This is a genomic window from Bradyrhizobium sp. WBOS08 (assembly GCF_024585125.1).
GTDB classification, from domain to species: domain Bacteria; phylum Pseudomonadota; class Alphaproteobacteria; order Rhizobiales; family Xanthobacteraceae; genus Bradyrhizobium; species Bradyrhizobium japonicum_B.
In genome coordinates this window covers 362,051-378,858 of record NZ_CP028988.1, presented here as the reverse complement: position 1 = coordinate 378,858, position 16,808 = coordinate 362,051, and the positions used below count along the sequence as shown (strand labels likewise).

At 65.7% G+C, this 16,808-nt stretch carries 18 protein-coding genes; 5 read left to right on the top strand and 13 right to left on the bottom strand.

Translation table 11 applies throughout. From position 1 onward, the window contains the following. Nucleotides 1-97: 97 nt before the first annotated feature. Nucleotides 98-2,377, top strand: a complete 2,280-nt coding sequence (locus tag DCM80_RS01785; protein WP_257195458.1) for a fused MFS/spermidine synthase — start codon at nt 98-100, stop codon at nt 2,375-2,377. A gap of 141 nt (nt 2,378-2,518) precedes the next feature. Here DCM80_RS01785 and DCM80_RS01780 read toward each other — a convergent pair whose 3' ends face one another. Continuing rightward, nucleotides 2,519-3,532 carry a glycerophosphodiester phosphodiesterase gene (locus DCM80_RS01780; protein ID WP_257195457.1) on the bottom strand — a complete coding sequence of 338 codons (1,014 nt, stop codon included), beginning with the start codon at nt 3,530-3,532 and terminating at the stop codon, nt 2,519-2,521. Nucleotides 3,533-3,571: 39 nt separating this feature from the next. Beyond that, on the bottom strand, nt 3,572-4,369 hold the full coding sequence (locus DCM80_RS01775) for a L,D-transpeptidase (protein WP_257195456.1): 798 nt from the start codon (nt 4,367-4,369) through the stop codon (nt 3,572-3,574). 312 nt (nt 4,370-4,681) lie between these two features. On the opposite strand from DCM80_RS01775, the gene DCM80_RS01770 reads away from it, so the two are divergent. Then, complete coding sequence (locus DCM80_RS01770; protein WP_257197854.1) at nt 4,682-5,005, top strand: hypothetical protein; 324 nt, start codon at nt 4,682-4,684, stop codon at nt 5,003-5,005. 15 nt (nt 5,006-5,020) lie between these two features. On the opposite strand, the gene DCM80_RS01765 is transcribed toward DCM80_RS01770, so the two are convergent. After that, complete coding sequence (locus DCM80_RS01765) at nt 5,021-5,782, bottom strand: ABC transporter permease (RefSeq protein WP_257176067.1); 762 nt, start codon at nt 5,780-5,782, stop codon at nt 5,021-5,023. After that, nucleotides 5,779-6,702, bottom strand: a complete 924-nt coding sequence (locus DCM80_RS01760) for an ABC transporter ATP-binding protein (RefSeq protein ID WP_257195455.1) — start codon at nt 6,700-6,702, stop codon at nt 5,779-5,781. Before DCM80_RS01760 ends, DCM80_RS01765 begins: the two co-directional genes overlap by 4 nt. 285 nt (nt 6,703-6,987) lie before the next feature. Between DCM80_RS01760 and DCM80_RS01755 the strand changes: the two genes are divergently transcribed. Both DCM80_RS01755 and DCM80_RS01750 read left to right on the top strand, forming a co-directional pair. After that, nucleotides 6,988-7,707: a hypothetical protein gene (locus DCM80_RS01755; protein ID WP_257195454.1), complete on the top strand. Its 720-nt coding sequence runs from the start codon at nt 6,988-6,990 to the stop codon at nt 7,705-7,707. A gap of 117 nt (nt 7,708-7,824) precedes the next feature. Next, a complete protein-coding gene (locus DCM80_RS01750) occupies nt 7,825-8,766 on the top strand; it encodes a LysM peptidoglycan-binding domain-containing protein (protein ID WP_257195453.1) in 942 nt (313 codons plus the stop codon). Between the two features lie 39 nt (nt 8,767-8,805). Here the strand turns inward: DCM80_RS01750 and DCM80_RS01745 are convergent, their stop codons facing one another. Beyond that, nucleotides 8,806-9,879 carry a tartrate dehydrogenase gene (locus DCM80_RS01745; RefSeq protein WP_257195452.1) on the bottom strand — a complete coding sequence of 358 codons (1,074 nt, stop codon included), beginning with the start codon at nt 9,877-9,879 and terminating at the stop codon, nt 8,806-8,808. A gap of 154 nt (nt 9,880-10,033) precedes the next feature. Between DCM80_RS01745 and DCM80_RS01740 the strand changes: the two genes are divergently transcribed. Beyond that, entirely contained in the window at nt 10,034-10,858 is an 825-nt protein-coding gene (locus tag DCM80_RS01740; RefSeq protein ID WP_257195451.1) for an aspartate dehydrogenase, read from the top strand. Between the two features lie 188 nt (nt 10,859-11,046). Here DCM80_RS01740 and DCM80_RS01735 read toward each other — a convergent pair whose 3' ends face one another. The 8 genes from DCM80_RS01735 to DCM80_RS01700 all read right to left on the bottom strand — a co-directional run bounded on the left by DCM80_RS01735 (nt 11,047) and on the right by DCM80_RS01700 (nt 16,803). Continuing rightward, nucleotides 11,047-12,351 carry a sorbosone dehydrogenase family protein gene (locus tag DCM80_RS01735; protein ID WP_257195450.1) on the bottom strand — a complete coding sequence of 435 codons (1,305 nt, stop codon included), beginning with the start codon at nt 12,349-12,351 and terminating at the stop codon, nt 11,047-11,049. 141 nt (nt 12,352-12,492) lie between these two features. Further along, nucleotides 12,493-12,702: a hypothetical protein gene (locus tag DCM80_RS01730; protein ID WP_257195449.1), complete on the bottom strand. Its 210-nt coding sequence runs from the start codon at nt 12,700-12,702 to the stop codon at nt 12,493-12,495. A 239-nt stretch (nt 12,703-12,941) separates the two neighbouring features. Beyond that, nucleotides 12,942-13,568 carry an isoprenylcysteine carboxylmethyltransferase family protein gene (locus DCM80_RS01725; protein ID WP_028138041.1) on the bottom strand — a complete coding sequence of 209 codons (627 nt, stop codon included), beginning with the start codon at nt 13,566-13,568 and terminating at the stop codon, nt 12,942-12,944. A 27-nt stretch (nt 13,569-13,595) separates the two neighbouring features. Then, nucleotides 13,596-14,630 (bottom strand): NAD-dependent epimerase/dehydratase family protein, encoded by a 1,035-nt coding sequence (locus DCM80_RS01720; protein WP_257195448.1) that lies wholly within the window; start codon nt 14,628-14,630, stop codon nt 13,596-13,598. Between the two features lie 28 nt (nt 14,631-14,658). Continuing rightward, a complete protein-coding gene (locus tag DCM80_RS01715; RefSeq protein ID WP_306594650.1) occupies nt 14,659-15,177 on the bottom strand; it encodes a DUF962 domain-containing protein in 519 nt (172 codons plus the stop codon). A 171-nt stretch (nt 15,178-15,348) separates the two neighbouring features. After that, nucleotides 15,349-16,014 (bottom strand): OmpA family protein, encoded by a 666-nt coding sequence (locus DCM80_RS01710; RefSeq protein ID WP_257195446.1) that lies wholly within the window; start codon nt 16,012-16,014, stop codon nt 15,349-15,351. Further along, nucleotides 16,014-16,427, bottom strand: a complete 414-nt coding sequence (locus DCM80_RS01705; RefSeq protein WP_257195445.1) for a hypothetical protein — start codon at nt 16,425-16,427, stop codon at nt 16,014-16,016. Before DCM80_RS01705 ends, DCM80_RS01710 begins: the two co-directional genes overlap by 1 nt. Before the next feature lie 88 nt (nt 16,428-16,515). Then, complete coding sequence (locus tag DCM80_RS01700; protein WP_257195443.1) at nt 16,516-16,803, bottom strand: type II toxin-antitoxin system HicB family antitoxin; 288 nt, start codon at nt 16,801-16,803, stop codon at nt 16,516-16,518. Nucleotides 16,804-16,808: the final 5 nt, after the last annotated feature.

Below are 16,808 nucleotides of genomic sequence, written 5' to 3'. Positions count from 1 at the left end.
GCCCACTGCAACATCACGCCTCCCTTTATTGCTCGTTCAGGCGCCTTGTGCTCCATTGCGCGCGCCCGGCGTCCGCCGGGGTTGAGCCGGAGCTTCCATGGATTCGATCGTGCAACCCGCCGCCACGGAGCAGCCGGCCGCCTCGCGCAACCGGCTGGTGCTGACGGTCTACACCGCTGCGATCTTCGTCAGCGCGCTGCTGCTGTTCTCGGTGCAGCCGTTGTTCACGAAGATGGTGCTGCCGCGGCTCGGCGGCTCGCCGGCGGTGTGGTCGGTGGCGATGGTGTTCTTCCAGTCGCTGCTGCTGGCGGGCTATGCCTATGCGCACTTCCTGATGCAGGCGAGGAGCCGCGTCGTGCCGGTGGCCGTGCATCTGGTGCTGCTGATCGCGGCCTTCGTCATGCTGCCGCTCGGCATCGCCTCCGGCTATGGCGAGCCGCCGGCTTCGAACTATGCGTTCTGGCTGCTCGGTCTGTTCGTGGTCTCGATCGGCCTGCCGTTCTTTGCGCTCGCGGCCAACAATCCGCTGTTGCAGGCCTGGTTCGTGCGCACCGGCCATCCCGCCGGACATGATCCCTATTTCCTCTATGCCTCCTCCAACATCGGCAGCTTCCTCGCGCTGCTGTCCTATCCGTTCCTGCTGGAGCCGGTATTCACGCTGCACACGCAGAACCGGCTCTGGACCGGCGGCTATGCCCTCTTGATCCTGCTGATCGGCGCCTGCGGTGTGTTGCTGTTGCGCTCGCCGAAACTGGCCGTGGTCGACGCGACGACAGAGGACGCCAATGCGCCGGCGCCGGCCGTCTTGACGCGGCTGCGCTGGATCTTCCTCGCCGCGGTGCCATCGGGCCTGCTCATCGCCGTCACCGCGCACATCTCGACGGACGTTGCGGCGGCGCCGCTGCTGTGGGTGCTGCCGCTGTCGCTGTATCTGCTGACCTGGGTCATCGTATTCCAGTCGCGGCCGCTGCTGCCGCACAAATGGATGCTGACGCTGCAGCCGGTCGCGATCGCGGGCGTTGTCGTCCTGCTCGCCTTTGGCGGCGAACAGAATCTGCTGCTGACGCTCGGCGGCCACCAATTGTGCTTCTTCGTCATCGCCATGGCCTGCCACGGCGAGCTGGCGCGGACCCGGCCGGCCGCCAAATATCTCACCGGCTTCTATGTCGCGCTGTCGTTCGGCGGCATGGTCGGCGGCCTCTTTGCCGGTCTCCTCGCTCCCTTCACGTTCTCGTGGATCGCCGAATATCCGATCCTGGTCGCGCTTGCCGCGCTGTGCCGGCCGATTGCGAACGAACGGCTTGCCGGTGTCGTCAAATGGTACTGGCTGGCGCTCGCCGCGATCGCGGTGGCGCTGGTGGTGCCGTCAACCAGCACGGGTGGCATCTCGACCTGGTTCGAGGATCACCGCGTCTGGGTCGCCGGCAGCGTCGGCGTGCTCGCGGCACTGCTGGCGCTGGCGCTCAATGCCAGCCGCTGGAAGATCTTTGCCACGGTCGTGCTCGCGCTGGCCTTGATCCGCGTCTATCCCGCGGACGAGGGCCGCGTCACGACGGTGCGCAGTTTCTTCGGCGTGCACAAGATCGTGGTGGCGCCCGGCGGCTATTTCCACGTGCTGATGCACGGCACCACCATTCACGGCGCCGAGCGCTTCCGCAACAATGACGGCACGCCCGTGACCGGCCGCCCCGAGCCGATCACTTACTATCACGCGGACGGCGGCATCGGTCAGGCCGTCAGCGCGATCCGCGAACGCAAGGGCGCGCCGCTCAAGGTCGCAGCGATCGGCGTCGGCTCGGGCACGCTCGCCTGTGCCGCCGCGCCCGGCGAGGACTGGAAATTCTTCGAGATCGACCAGTCGATGGTCGATGCCGCCCGCGATCCCAAAAATTTCCGCTACATCTCGAGCTGCATGCCGGATATGAAGCCCGTGATCGGGGACGCGCGCCTCACCTTCGCCAAGGAGCCCGACGGCGCCTATGACCTCGTCATCGTCGATGCCTATTCGTCGGATGCGATCCCGATCCATCTCGCCACCGAAGAGGCGATGAAGATCTACAAGGACAAGCTCGCGCCGCATGGCGCCGTGGTGATGCACGTCTCCAACCGGCATCTCGATCTCGAGACCGTCGTGGTCGGTATCGCCGACGCCAACGATCTCAAGAGCTGGGTCTTCAACGAGGATTCCGGGCGCGATGGCGACTACATCTTCTCGACCGACGTCGTCATCTCGGCGCGGGAGGAAGCCGACATCGGCAGGCTCGCCGCCTCGAAGTCGTGGGAGCAGACCGAAGCCGACGACAGGGTGCGGGTCTGGACCGACGACTATTCCAACATTCTGGGCGCGTTGCATCGGCGCCTGCGGGACGGGGAGTAGGCAAACTCCGTCCTCCGTGCCCGGATGCTGCGCAGCACGAAGTGATGCGCTGCAAAGCCGGGACCCATGCCGCGGCGTCCTGGGTCCCGGCTCTGCGTCGCGTCATTTCATGCCGCGCCGCGTCCGGGATACGAGACCGTCTTACGGCGCCACCGGCGTCCCCGCCGGCAACGCCATTCCCTTCTCGCCGGCGACCTGCCGCAGCAGGTCGGGTCTGTCGGAAATGATCCCGTCAACGCCGAGCTCGATCATCCGCGCCATGTCTTCGCGCTTGTTGACCGTCCAGACCACCACGCGCAATCCGAGTCCGTGGGCCTCCGCGACGAGCGCGGCGGTGACATCGCCGAAATGGGGCGACCAGATCGCGCCGCCCGCCGCCTTGATCGTGCGCGGCAGCGAGCCGCCGTGATCGGCCGGATTGAGGCCGGCCGTCCAGTTCGTCGCCTTGTCCAGCGCCACCGTCGGAGCCGAGCCGCGCTGGAGCGTCAGGTACGCCGTCGGCATCTTGGGCGCCTGCTGCTGGACCAGCTGCAAGGTCCGCCAGTCGAACGACTGGATCATGACCCTGTCGGAAAACGCTTCGGTCTCGATCAGCGCCAGCAGCTTGGCGACAAAGGCCTGTGGATCGAGCGTTTCGTCCGGACGGTTCGGATCGATCTTGGTCTCGATGTTGAAGCGCACACGCGCGTTGCCGGATTTTCTTACCAGCGCGAACAGCTCGCGCAAGGTCGGAATGCGCGTCCCCGGCAGCGCGCGCTGGTCGGGGAATTGTTTCGCGTAAGCACTATCCGGCCTGATCTGGCCGACGTCATAGGTCCTGACCTCGTCCAGCCGCAGCTTGACGAAGGGTGTGCCGGGTGGAGTGATGTAAGCGCCGTCGGCGCGGCGTGTGAGATCAGGATTGAGCCCGCGCTCATGCGACACGACGATCTCGCCGTCCGCGGTGACGCCGACGTCGAGCTCCAGCGTGTCCACGCCCATCGACAGCGCGTTGGCGAAGGCAGGCAGGGTGTTCTCCGGCAGCAGCGCCCGCCCGCCGCGATGCGCCTCGAGATCGAAGGCCATGGCTTGTTCTACGATGCCTCGTCCTGCAATGGCTTGTCCTGCGGTGAGAAGCGAGAGCACGGTCAGGATGGTTGCGGCGCGTGACGGCATGGTGCCTCGGCCGATAAGGTCGATTGATCTGCGATTGCGTCAGTTCTGGTAGTAATAACCGCGCGGCTGATAAACCTGCCGGGGCTGCGGCTGATGATAATAGCCCTGCTGGCCGTAACCCTGGTCGTAATAGGGTTGCGGCTGCTGCTGATAGACCTGCGCGTCATAGAGCGGGCGGGTGACCGAACGCGGCGCCGGATAGCGCGCGCCGGTGTCGCTGCCGTCGGCGGGATAGATGTAATTGTCGTCCTGCGGCATGTAGCGGCGCGCGGGCTGCGCCGGCGGTGACAGGTTCACGGGATCGCCCGATGTGGCGTATTGCTCTTCGGTGGGCTGCTGCGGAGCGCGGGCCACCGCAGCGTTGGCGCGGCCGCGCGGATTGCGCGCCAGCGCCACCTGCGCCGAACCGGTCAGCGTCACCGTGGTGTTGAGCACGCCTTGCTGCTGCACCAGCGCATAGAGTGTCGATGCGTTCTGACGCGACAGCCGCACGCAACCGTGCGACGCCGGCGCGCCGAGCCGGCCGACGGAGTCCGTGCCGTGGATGGCGTGCCCGACCTTGGTGAAGAAGATCGCGTGCGGCATCGGCGCATCGTCGAATTCCTTGGAATAGTGATCCTCTTCCATGCGGAAGGCGCGGAAGGCGCCGTTCGGCGTCTCGCGCGAGGGGACGCCGGTCGACACCGGCCAGCGATAGCGCGCCACGCCGTCGACCGCGACGGTCATCTGCTGATTGTCCTTGTCGACGGTGATCTCGACCTTGGCCTGCGCGGTACCCGCGCTCAAAAGCATCAGGGATGTGAAAACAATGAAAAATGAACGCATCTGGAAACGCATTTGATTCCTGGCCTCCGGCCTTGTCTCGCTAGCCGCCGCGGCTCTCCGTCCCCGGCGTGCAATATGCCTGCAACCCGGCTTTGGTTCCAGCGGCGTGCCTGCCCATCGTTAACGCGATGCGGGGCGTAAGCAAGGCCGCTAGCGGTCGCGCCGCGCGTGGCGGCGCTGACATTTTCGCGAGCCGGACGTGCGTTCGACGCCGACAATTCGTTACAAAGGCGCAACCATCCGGCGGCCCCGGGCGTTGATCATCACCACTCAACAGGCGGCATCCGCCGCCGTTACCTCTTTCTTGTTTTCCTGGGGTCGAAGATGAACAAAGCCCGTATCGCCGCCGCAGCTCTGCCGGCCGGCTTGCCCGTCCGCCTGCTGTTCGCCGCAGCCATCCTGCTTGCGCTGCTGGCCCTGCCGCAAGCTGGTCAGGCCCAAGGCATTGTGCGCGGCGCGCAGGAAGGCGCCTATGAAGGCAACCGGATCGCCGGTCCCGTTGGAGGCGTGGTTGGTGGCGCAGTCGGCGCCGGTGTTGGAGGCGCCGTGGGCGCAGTGGAGGGCGTGTTCGGCATTCCCCACCGTCATTACCGCCACCGCTGCCGCGGATATTACGACGGGTATCACCACTTCCACTGTTATAGGTGATGGGCTCGGGGGCTATCAATTCTTCAGCCGATACCCGGTGCGGAAAATCCACCAGATCACGACGAGGCAGATCACCAGGAACGCCAGCGTCATCCCGACGCTGACGGCCATGCTGACATCCGCAATCTCGTAGAAGCTCCAGCGGAAGCCGGAGATCAGGTAGACCACCGGATTGAGCAGCGCCACGGTGCGCCAGGCGGGCGGCAGCATGTCGATGGAATAGAAGCTGCCGCCGAGGAAGGTCAGCGGCGTCACCACCAGCATCGGGATCATCTGCAGCTTCTCGAAGCCGTCGGCCCAGATGCCGATGATGAAGCCGAACAGGCTGAACGTCACCGCCGTCAGCACCAGGAAGGCCAGCATCCAGACGGGATGGTGGATATGCAGCGGCACGAACAGGCCGGCGGTCGCCAGGATGATCAGGCCCAGAATGATCGACTTGGTCGCGGCGGCGCCGACATAGCCGAGCACGATCTCGAAATAGGAGATCGGCGCCGACAGGATCTCGTAGATCGTGCCGGTGAACTTCGGAAAGTAGATGCCGAACGAGGCGTTGGCGATGCTCTGCGTCAGCACCGAGAGCATGATCAGGCCCGGCACGATGAAGGTGCCGTAGCTGACGCCCTCGACCTGGCTGATGCGAGAGCCGATCGCGGCGCCGAACACCACGAAATAGAGCGAGGTCGAGACCACCGGCGAGACGATGCTTTGCAGCAGCGTACGCCAGGTGCGCGCCATTTCGAACAGATAGATGGCGCGGATGGCGCGATGGTTCATGACGTCCTCACGAGGTCGACGAAGATGTCCTCGAGCGACGATTGCGTCGTGTCGAGATCGTTGAAGCGGATGCCTGCGGTGCGGAGATCGCCGAGCAGGCTGGTGATGCCGGTGCGCTCGCCCTTTGTGTCGTAATCGTAGACCAGCGTCGCGCCGCCATCGCAGAGCTCGAGCTCGTAGTGGCGAAGGCTTTCCGGCAGCGCGGCGATCTTGCCCTGCAGATGCAGCGTCAGGCGCTTCTTGCCGAGCTTCTGCATCAAGGTGATCTTGTCCTCGACCAGCACGATCTCGCCCTTGTTGATGACGCCGATGCGGTCGGCCATCTCCTCGGCTTCCTCGATGTAATGCGTGGTGAGGATGATGGTGACGCCGGACTGTTGCAGGGTGCGCACCACCTCCCACATGCCCTTGCGCAGCTCGACGTCGACGCCCGCGGTGGGCTCGTCCAGGAACAGGATCTGCGGTTCGTGCGACAGCGCTTTCGCGATCATCACGCGGCGCTTCATGCCGCCGGACAGCGTGATGATCTTGTTGTCCTTCTTGTCCCACAGCGAGAGGTCCTTCAGCACCTTCTCGATGTGCGCGGGATTCTTCGGCTTGCCGAACAGGCCGCGGGAGAAGCTGACGGTCGCCCACACGCTCTCGAAGGCGTCGGTGTGCAATTCCTGCGGCACGAGGCCGATCAGCGAGCGCGCCTTGCGGTAGGAGGTCTGGATGTCCTCGCCGCCGACGAGGACGCGGCCCTCGCTCGGGTTGGCGATGCCGCAGATGATGGAGATCAGCGTGGTCTTGCCGGCGCCGTTGGGCCCGAGCAGCGCGAAAATCTTGCCGCGCTTGATATCGAGATTGACGTTCTTGAGCGCCCTGAAGCCGGACCCATAGGTCTTCGACAGATTGGCGACGGAGATGATGGAGGACATGATGGCCGCAAGGCTGAGGGGCAAAAGGTTGGGGAGGGGGCCGGACCGGTCCCGGAGGGAGGTCAGCGGAGCCCTGAAATAGGAACGCACTTGCCTGCCCGCAATTCCCCGGAGAAAAATGGTCTCAAAACAGGCCTTTCGGTGGCAGGTTTCAGGCAGGTGTTGCGCGATGGTCACTGCTTGCGGCTAAGATTGTCGCTCACGCGGCTCTTTGTTGCGTCTGCGAGCAGGCCGTGGCTACGATTCCGGCCAATCGCGCAGCGTATGTCTCCAGGGAAAACATCGATGAGATCGAACGGCCGTCACACCGCCGGCGCCAGCCAGTTGTCCGCCCTCCGTGCATGGGCGATGGGCCTGATCCTGCTGTCAGCTGTTGCCATCAATCCGACCCCCGCCAGGGCCGCGCCGAGCCAGGCCCAGGTCGCGACCACGCACGTCTACTTGCTGCGTGGCGTGCTCAACATCTTCTCGCTCGGGCTCGACACGATCGGCGCCCGGCTCCAGGCGCAGGGCATCCCGGTGACGGTCGCCAATTTCGTGTCCTGGTCCTCGCTCGCCGACGAAGCCGCGGCCGCCTACAAGGCCGGCCGGCTCAAGACCATCGTCCTGGTCGGCCATTCCTCCGGCGCGACCGCGCTGCCCGACATGATCGCCAAGCTCAACCAGCTCGGCGTGCCCGTGAAGCTCGCGATCGGTCTCGACTCCGTGTTCAAGACCAAGCTCTCGACCGGGGCCGAGCGCTACATCAACATCTATATCGGCGACGGTCCCGGCGAGCCGGTGCGGGCCGCGGCGGGCCTCCGCGGCAAGCTCGACAACGTCGACGTGCGAGGCTCCGGCGTCGGTCACATCTCGATCGACAAGAACGAGGCGATCCAGCGCCGCGTCATCGCCGAGATCGACGCTGCGATCATGCGCTCGCGCGCTCCGGCCTTGCCGGTCGCCGAACACGGCGCCCCGCGGCAGGCGCGCTCGGCGGCGGCGACCGCCCCGGCCAGGAACTGAGGCAAACCAGGAACTGAGGCAAATCGGCTCGGTTTCGGCGCCGCAAAATCCGCCAAATCCGCGGTCATGAAGCCCGGGGGGGAGGCCTTTGCCTCCCGCGGTGGGACTGCTGGACTGATGATTGATCTGAGGCGACTAATCGTGCTGGCGGCGATTTCGCTGCTCGCCTTGGGCCCCGGCATAGCCGCTGCCTCACCCGCCAAGTCCAGGACCACCGGGGCCGTGCCTGCCGCGCCGCCGCCCCCGCCGTTCGAGCCATTGCCGCCGCCGAAAATCTACCTGTTCCGCGGTGCCATGGGACCGATCTTCTCGACCGGCATGGACCGGCTCGAGGAGAAGCTGACGAAGGCCGGCTTCTCGGCCAACGTCTATGAATTCACCCTGTGCCGGTTCATCGGCAATCGCGTCATCGCCAGCTACAAGGAGCAGGCGGCGCCGATCGTGCTGATCGGCCATTCCATGGGCGGGCTGTGCTCGATCGTCATCTCCGAGATGGCGGCCAAGGAGAACATCCCGATCAGCCTCGTCATCGCCATCGATCCCGCGCATGCGACCGGCGACGTGCCGCTCAATGTCGAGCGCTTCATCAACATCTTCCTGTCCGACAGCGTGCTCGGCGGCGGCGACGTCGTCGCGGTGCCCGGATTCCGCGGCCATTACGCGAGCTACGATTTGAAGGAAAACGCGCGCGTCTCGCACATCAACATCGAGAAGTCCGACGACATTCATCGCCAGATCGTCGAGATGGTGACGCGGCTGCCGCGCATTCCACCGCAGACCGAGGCCGACGCCGTGCCGCTGCGCTATCTCGTGCCAGCGGATACGTTGGTTGAATTGTGGGATTCCGGTGTGCGGGTCCCGGTGCGCCGCGGCGACACCATGGAGAGCATCGCCGCCGCCAATCGCGTGCCGCTGTGGACGCTCGCGCAGAGCAATTCGCTTGCGGAGAATGCACAGCTCACGCCCGGGCAAACCATCATCGTCCCGCGCCACCTGACCCCGCCCGAGCCTGCAGCCGCGATGGCGATGCCGCCGGCGGCTCCGGCAAAGCGGAAGTAGCTGCTTCGCCTCTCCTCCCATGCGGGGAGAGGGAGAGCGCTACACATTCGTTCCGTGGATCGCCTCGACCACGGCGTCCGTGACTTCCTTCGTCGTCGCCTTGCCGCCGACGTCGGGCGTCAGCACGCCGGCCGCGCAGACGCGCTCGACCGCCGCCATCAGGCGGGCTGCGGCGTCCTTCTCGCCGAGATGCTCGAGCATCTGCGCGCCGGTCCAGAAGGTCGCGACCGGGTTGGCGATGCCCTTGCCGGTGATGTCGAAGGCCGAACCGTGGATCGGCTCGAACATCGAGGGGAAGCGGCGCTGCGGATCGATGTTGCCGGTCGGCGCCACGCCGAGGCTTCCCGCTAGCGCGCCGGCAAGGTCCGAGAGGATGTCGGCGTGCAGATTGGTCGCGACGATGGTGTCGAGGCTCTTCGGATGCAGCGTCATGCGCACGGTCATGGCGTCGACCAGCATCTTGTCCCAGGTGACGTCGGGGAATTCGCTCGCGACCTCGGCGGCGATCTCGTCCCACATCACCATGCCGTGGCGCTGGGCGTTCGACTTGGTCACCACGGTCAGGAATTTGCGCGGGCGCGACTGCGCGAGCTGGAAGGCATAGCGCATGATGCGCGTGACGCCGACGCGGGTGAACACGGCGACTTCGGTGCCGACCTCTTCCGGCAGACCCTTGTGGGCGCGACCGCCCATGCCGGCATATTCGCCTTCCGAGTTCTCGCGCACGATCACCCAGTCGAGATCGCCGACGCCGACATTGCGCAGCGGCGAGGCGACGCCGGGCAGGATCTTCGTCGGCCGCACATTGGCGTATTGGTCGAAGCCCTGGCAGATCGGCAGGCGCAGCCCCCACAGCGTGATGTGGTCGGGCACATCAGGCGCGCCGACCGCGCCGAAATAGATCGCGTCGAACGTCTTCAACTCGGCGAGACCGTCGGCCGGCATCATGACGCCGTGCTTCTTGTAATAGTCCGAACCCCAGTCGAACGTCTTGACGTTGAAGGCGAGATCGCCGCTGCGCTTGGCCAGAGCTTCCAGCACGCGGATCCCGGCCGAGATCACCTCGGGGCCGATGCCGTCGGCGGGAATGGCTGCGATCGAATGAGTGCGCATGAGGACCTCCATCGGGACACATCAGCGGTTCGCGCCGGCGGATCGCGCTCCAGGCCGCAGCAAGGCCTGGTAGGCTGGCAAGGCAAACCAATTCGGGCTGGCTTATACAGAAAATGTTGCGCTATGACATCAGCCAACGAGAAAGCAGGATGCCATGGCTGGACAGGAAGCCTCGAACGAATTGCGGGTTGCCATCGCAGGGCTGGGCTCGATCGGCACCAAGGTCGCGACCGCGCTCGATCAGGGCATCGAGGGACTGACCCTGTCGGCCGTCGCCGTGCGCGATCCCGCCAAGCATCAGGCTTTCATCGGCGGCCTGCGCCGCCCGCCGCAAGTTCTGCCGATCGAGCAACTCGGCGAGGCCGCCGACATCGTGGTCGAATGCGCGCCGAGCCATCATTTACGGTCCATCGTCGAGCCGGCGGTGAAGCGCGGTAGGGCCGCGGTCGTGGTCAGCGTCGGCGGCCTGCTCGACAATTTCGACCTCGTCGATCTCGCCCGCGCCAATGGCGGCCGCATCCTCGTGCCGACCGGCGCGCTGATCGGGCTCGATGCCGTCAACGCCGCCGCGGTCGGCACCATCCATTCGGTGCAGATGGTGACGCGCAAGCCGATCGACGGGCTGAAGGGCGCGCCGTTCATCGTGCAGAACAACATCGACATCGACAATCTGCGCGAGCCGCTCAAGCTGTTCGAAGGCAGCGCGCGCGAAGCGGCGAAGGGCTTTCCGGCGAACGTCAACGTCGCCGTCGCGCTGTCGCTGGCGGGCATCGGGCCCGATCGGACCCGGATCCAGGTCTGGGCCGACCCGACCGTGACGCGCAACGTTCACCGCATCGAGGTCGAAGCGGATTCGGCGCGGTTCTCGATGGGCATCGAGAACATTCCGTCCGAGAATCCCAAGACGGGGTTGATCACTGCGCTGTCGGTGATCGCGTTGCTGCGCAAGCAGCGCGCCACGCTGTGCGTGGGGACGTGAAAGGGGGGGATCAAGGCGACGCTGCGCCCCCTCTCCCGCGAGCGGGAGAGGGTTGGGGAGAGGGTCTCTCCGCAACGGGACACTCCCCCAGAGGAAAGAACCCTCACCCGCCTCGCTTCGCTCGGCGACCTCTCCCGCAGGCGGGAGAGGTGCAGCCAGTCCGCGGCGCCGATCTCGACTATTTCAACCTACGCGCCCGTCACACGCCAGATCACGTTGCCGACGTCGTCGGCCATCAGCAGCGACGTCTTGTCGGGGCCGATCGCAACGCCGACCGGGCGGCCATAGGATTCTTTCTCATCGGGTGACAGGAAGCCCGACAGGATGTCGCGACCGGGACCGGACGGCTTTCCGTTCTCGAACGGGACGAACACCAGCTTGTAGCCGGACAGCTTGCTGCGATTCCACGAGCCGTGCTGGCCGATCACCATGCCGTCGCCGAAGCCGGGCAGGGTGCCTGCGGGCATCCAGCACAGGCCGAGCGAAGCGGTGTGGCCGCCGAGCGCGTAGTCCGGTTGCAGCGCCTTGGCGACCATCGCCGGATCCTGCGGCACGCGGTCGTCCACCGTCTTGCCCCAATAGCAATAGGGCCAGCCATAGAAGCCACCGTCGCGCACCGAAGTGAGATAATCCGGCGGCGTCTCGTCGCCGAGCCCGTCGCGCTCGTTGACGACGGTCCAGAGCACGTTCGTGTTCGGCTCCCAAGCAAGGCCCACGGGATTGCGCAGGCCCGCGCCGAAGATGCGGTGCGTGCCGGCGACGAGGTCGAGCTCGTACACCGCGGCACGGCCTTCCTCGACCTCCATCCCCATCTCGGCGATGTTGCTGAGCGAGCCGACGCCGGCATAGAGCCTCTTGCCGTCGGGGCTGGCGAGCAGGCTGCGGGTCCAATGTCCGCCCGGCTTGAAGGTCGTGAGCCTTTTGCCCGGGGCGGTGATGCGGTCGGCGTTGGCGGCGTAGGGAAAGGCCATCACTCCGTCGGTGTTGCCGACATAGAAGGTGTCGCCGACCAGCGCCATGCCGAAGGGCTGGCTGAGGTTCTCCATGAAGGCGCCGCGGTGTTCGGCGACGCCGTCGCCGTCCTTGTCGCGCAAGAGCGTGATGCGGTCGGCGGACACGCCAAGCGCGGCGGCGCGGCGCATCGTCGCCTGCATCGCATAGTGGAACACGCTGCGCGGGGCGCCTGCGATCTGGGTTGCTTCCGCGATCAGCACGTCGCCGTTCGGCAGCACCTCGATCCAGCGCGGATGGTCGAGGCCGGTCGCGAACGCATTGACCTTGAGGCCCGGCGCGACGGTCGGCTTCTGGCCCTGGCTCCAGCCGCGCGCGGTCGGCATCTTCAAGGTCGGGATCGCGCCTTGCGGCTTCGCTTCGGGAATGGCGGGGGTCTCTCCCCAGGCGGGCGCGGGCTCGGTGCCCGTCATCTTGCGCCATTGCAGCGCGATGCCGCCGAGGATCGCGACGAACTGCGCGAAGATGCTGGAGAAGGTCATGAGAGCCCCTGTTTGCGCGCGCATCCAACTGGCTGGCGGGGCAGACGTCAACCGGTGCGGCCTGCCGCCGGGGACTATTCCAGCGGAATGGCAGCCGATCGAATTTGCATGGGACGTGCGCCGATGACTACTTCCTGGAGATCAACGGCCGATCTGCCGCTCGAGCTGCCGTGCCGCACGAAAATCGTCGATGTGCTGGATGTTCGGCGCCAGCGCAGCCTCCCTGGACAGCAGATGATAGATCCGCGCCACCGTGCGCTGTTTCTGCTTCGTCCGCCCAGGCGGCAGCGCCCGCGCCTTGCGCAGGGCGGCAATCGCGTGCTCGCGAAAATAATCGTAGGCATCCGACATGGCTCGATGCTCTGCACATGTTGCAGCTGTCGAGGGGTAACAGGCGAATGGAGGGGCGGTTCCTCTGCGCTGGACGATACGTTCGTGCCCCGGACGCGGCACAGCGCGTCTTCGCGGTGCGCTGCGGAGCCGGGGCCCATCTCACAGCGTTCCTATGTTGCCTTGGGTCCCGGCTCTGCGCAGCAGCGTTGCACGCTGCAGCGCGTCCGGGACACGAGAGTGAGCCGGTTGCTACGCCCTTACCGCGGCGAGAGGAACGGAATGATCATCGGCACGCGGCGGCAATAGGCGCCGTAGGCGTCTTCGCCGAGCTCCTTGGAGAGGAACACCTCTTCCATCCGGCCCTTCTGCCACATGCCAAGCGAGATCAGGATCGCGCCGAGGATCGTCGTCACCAGGCCGATCGCAACGCCGGTCACCAGCATACCGAAGATCAGGCCGGTGTAGATGGGGTGACGGACGATACCGTAGGGGCCGGTGTCGATGACGCGGTGGTCTTCCTTGTGGGTGATGGTGTTGGACCAGAATTTTCCGAGATGCAGCCGCCCCCACCAGGCGAAGGCAATGCCGGCGACCGAGAGGACCGCAGCGATGATGATGCCGGTGTTGCCGAGCACCCAAAGCGGCTTCCAGCCCATGGCTTCCGCAATGAACGGCGTGTACAGGATGCCGCCGACCAGGATCGGCAAGCGATAGCGCTGAGACTCCAGCGTCATCACCTGCTTCTTGGTCTGCCCCTGCCAGAACGAGGCGCCGACCCAGCTGGCCAGAAAAGCGAGCCAAATCAGGGCGAGCAGTTGCGTCGGCCAAGTCGTGGTCCAGCCACCCCAGGCGACAGAGAGAAGCTTGCTGAAATCGAAGGACATGAAGGTTCTTTGCGTTGGGCGGCGGCGTCAGCCCGCGCGCGAGGAGAGCGCGCGATGTTCGATGGCGCCGGTGGGCTGCTGGCCGTTGCGGGCGAGCAGGTGGGTGATGGTTTCGCGCAGCACCGGCTCGATCGGACGCGGCGAATAGCCGAGCTCGGTGCGCGCTTTGCCGATCGAAAGATCGCTCGCTGCGAGCGCGATGCGCACGCCTTCGGCTGTGCCGTTGGGGGGCCTGCGCGTGAAGTTGTCGGCCAGATACTCGAGCATGATGCCCGAGAGCTCGGCGAACTTGCCGGGCACGACGATTGGGTACTGCCGGCGGCCGCTCATCGCCGACATCATCCGCAGGATGTCGCCGAGCGGGACGCAGTCGCCGCCGAGGATGTAGCGCTGGCCCTGGCGGCCGCGTTCCATGGCCAGCACCAGGCCCATGGCGACGTCGCGGACGTCCACGAGGTTGACCAGGAAGTTGAGATGCGGCTGCACCTTCTTCTGGAGGAAGTACCAGAGCATCGCGGTCGGCGGCGTCAGATTGTGGTCGGCGGCGCCGATCGGCATGGTCGGCGTGCCGATCACGAGCGGAAAACCGCTGGCCGCGGCCTTTGCGGCGCAATGCTCCGCGAGCGACTTCGAGCGCGTATAGGCGCCGGGCATGGCGTCGGCGGGCTGCAGCGCCTCTTCGGCGGGAACGCCTTTGAGGTCGGAATAGGGGAACAGGATCGATTCCGTCGAGCAGTGCAAAAAGCGCGACACGCCGCGCTTCATTGCGGCCGCGAGCACGATCTCGGTACCGCGGTAATTGACCTCGTGAAAGTCCTGCTTGTTGGCGACCCACATGCCGGGCAGGCCGGCGAGATGATAGACCTGATCGACCCCGGCGAGCGCCGCATCGACCGCGGCGCCGTCCAGCACCGAGCCATGGACGTGCTCGATTTCGGCGTTCGTCGCCGCGGCCGGCGCACGGACGTCGAGAACACGCACCCGCTGCCCACGGGCGCGGAGCGCTTCGACGAGATGATGTCCGATGAAGCCACTGCCACCGGTAACCAGGACGAGAGCCATGCAGAAGGTTGCTGTTTCGCTTCTAGAGCTATCGGGTTGAAAGGGAATTGGTCGGAAGAGGCGCCAGAATCGCGGCAAGGTCGCGACGGAAGCCCAAGGCAATGAACAATTTTGCCATCACGAACATCGGTCCAAGGAAAAGATGCGAAGGAAAAGTGAACAGCGAGGCTTCGCGCCCCTCAAAAACCTTGTGGCCGATGGTCTGCGCGGCGAGGCCGAGCACCACCAGCGTGGCGAAAATCGCCCACATCGCCGCGGTGCTGACCTGCGCCGCGATGCTGGACGCAACCGAGAACAGCACGATGGAGACCGCCAGGATGCCGATCCCGAGCGCTACATCGAGCAGCAGCCAATAGACCAGAACCGGCAAGGCCAGGATCACCGCCAGGCTGACATCGAAACCGAACAGCGGAAGCCTGACCAGCGTCAGCGGCAGCACCGCGCCGGTGAACAACAGGAGAATACCGACCACATGCATCGCCGTGTTGCGGGGATCGCGATGGTACTCGACGTAAACGGCAAGTTGGCGCTGAAACAAGCCACCCATTTTGGTCTCATGCAGCACGGGATCGGGAAGGGCGAATAGTCGCTATAGCACTGGACCGGGCGGTGCACAAACCGGCACTATTGTCGCGCAAGGCGGTATTGGCGCGCGGCAGACAGGCACCAAAACGAGCAGGATTTCAAGAGGTTCCGCCAGGCGCGCGGCCGTCTCCGCTCAACGCTTCTTGGCGGGTTTTTTCGCCGCAGGCGCCGGCGCCGCCGGATGTGGCGCCTCCTCCGGCAGCTTGGCATAGGTCAGGATTTGCAACTGGCCGTTGACGGCCGAAGTCGGCCTGGCCCGGTCGAGCAACTGCTCCTCGCCGAGGCCGATCGGATGCAGGCGCTTGGTCGAGATCTTGAACGTGTTCACCAGCACGTCGCGGATCGCGTCGGCGCGGCGCTGGCTCAGGATCGCATTGGCCTCGCGCGTCTTCGAATTGGATTCGACATGGCCGACGATCAGGAACGTGTAGGGCAGCAGCGAGGAATGAACTAGCGCGTCCGCGATGCGGCCGACGGTCTGGTAGGAGACCGGCTGGATGATGGGCGTGTCGGCATCGAACTGGATCTGCGCATTGAAGGCCGGCAGTCTGGCGAGATCGGGCGCGATCAGCGGCCGGTTTACGGGTCCCGGATCGTTCTTGATCCTGGTCTTGGCGCGCTCCATCACCTGCTGCTTCAGCGCGGGCAGATCGACCTCGGCAGCCTGCTCGAAACGGTTCAGCTTGGCGACGATGTCGTCGCGGGTCGGTGCCGCCGTCTGCGCACGTGCAGGGCCGGCGAGCAGCGCGAAGCCCAGCGCGATGCCCAGTCCCGCGGTGGTGAGCCGTTTCGCGCGCATCAGCGATACCCCGCATCGTCAACAGCCTTCAGGCAATTGTTGCTGATGCCCTTGGGCGTCGAGACCAGGCAGGGGACCGACTTGCTGGTCTCCTTGGTCGAACCGCCGCAGACTTTGACGATCTCGCGCTGGCAGGCGTTTGCCACGGTGACGCGCGCGGCAACGCGCTTCTGGATGGCGTCGAAGACGCCGAGATAGTCGCTCGCGCATTGCGGCGAGAGCACATCGCGGTTGCGCGACAGGCATTCCTTCAGCCGGTTCGAATCCGGGTTGACGCCGCGGCAATTGGCGACGATTTCGGCGCCGCAGCTCGCCGCCAGCTTTGCGATCGAATCGCCAAAACTCATGGTCTCCGCCGCCGCCAGCGACGGCATCCCCAATGCCAGCAAGATCAGTGCGATGCCCCGGACCATGGCTGCATCTGATACGGGGAAGTTCGCGATGGTCAAGACCTGTTCGGGGCAGAACCGTCGAAGGCCGGGCGAGTGCGGCGAACAGTCCTCACTCGGGGGCGTCGAGGGGCGGCCATTCGATCAGGGCGACCGTGTGGTCTCTGAGGTCGTCGGCCACATCGGCGTCTGCCTTGAGCTCCTCCAGCGTCCGCGGCGGAGGAAGCGCGCGGCCGTCCGCGGCGAGGTCCTGAGCGTAGAGCGCGAGGGCCTCGGGCGCATTCTCCAGCGCTTCGTCGATATCGTCACCTCCCGAAAAGCAGCCGGGCAGGTCCGGAAACCACAGGCCCACGGCCTCGTCAGGATCGGTATCCTCGATGATGGCGACGTACTGAGCCAAATCGG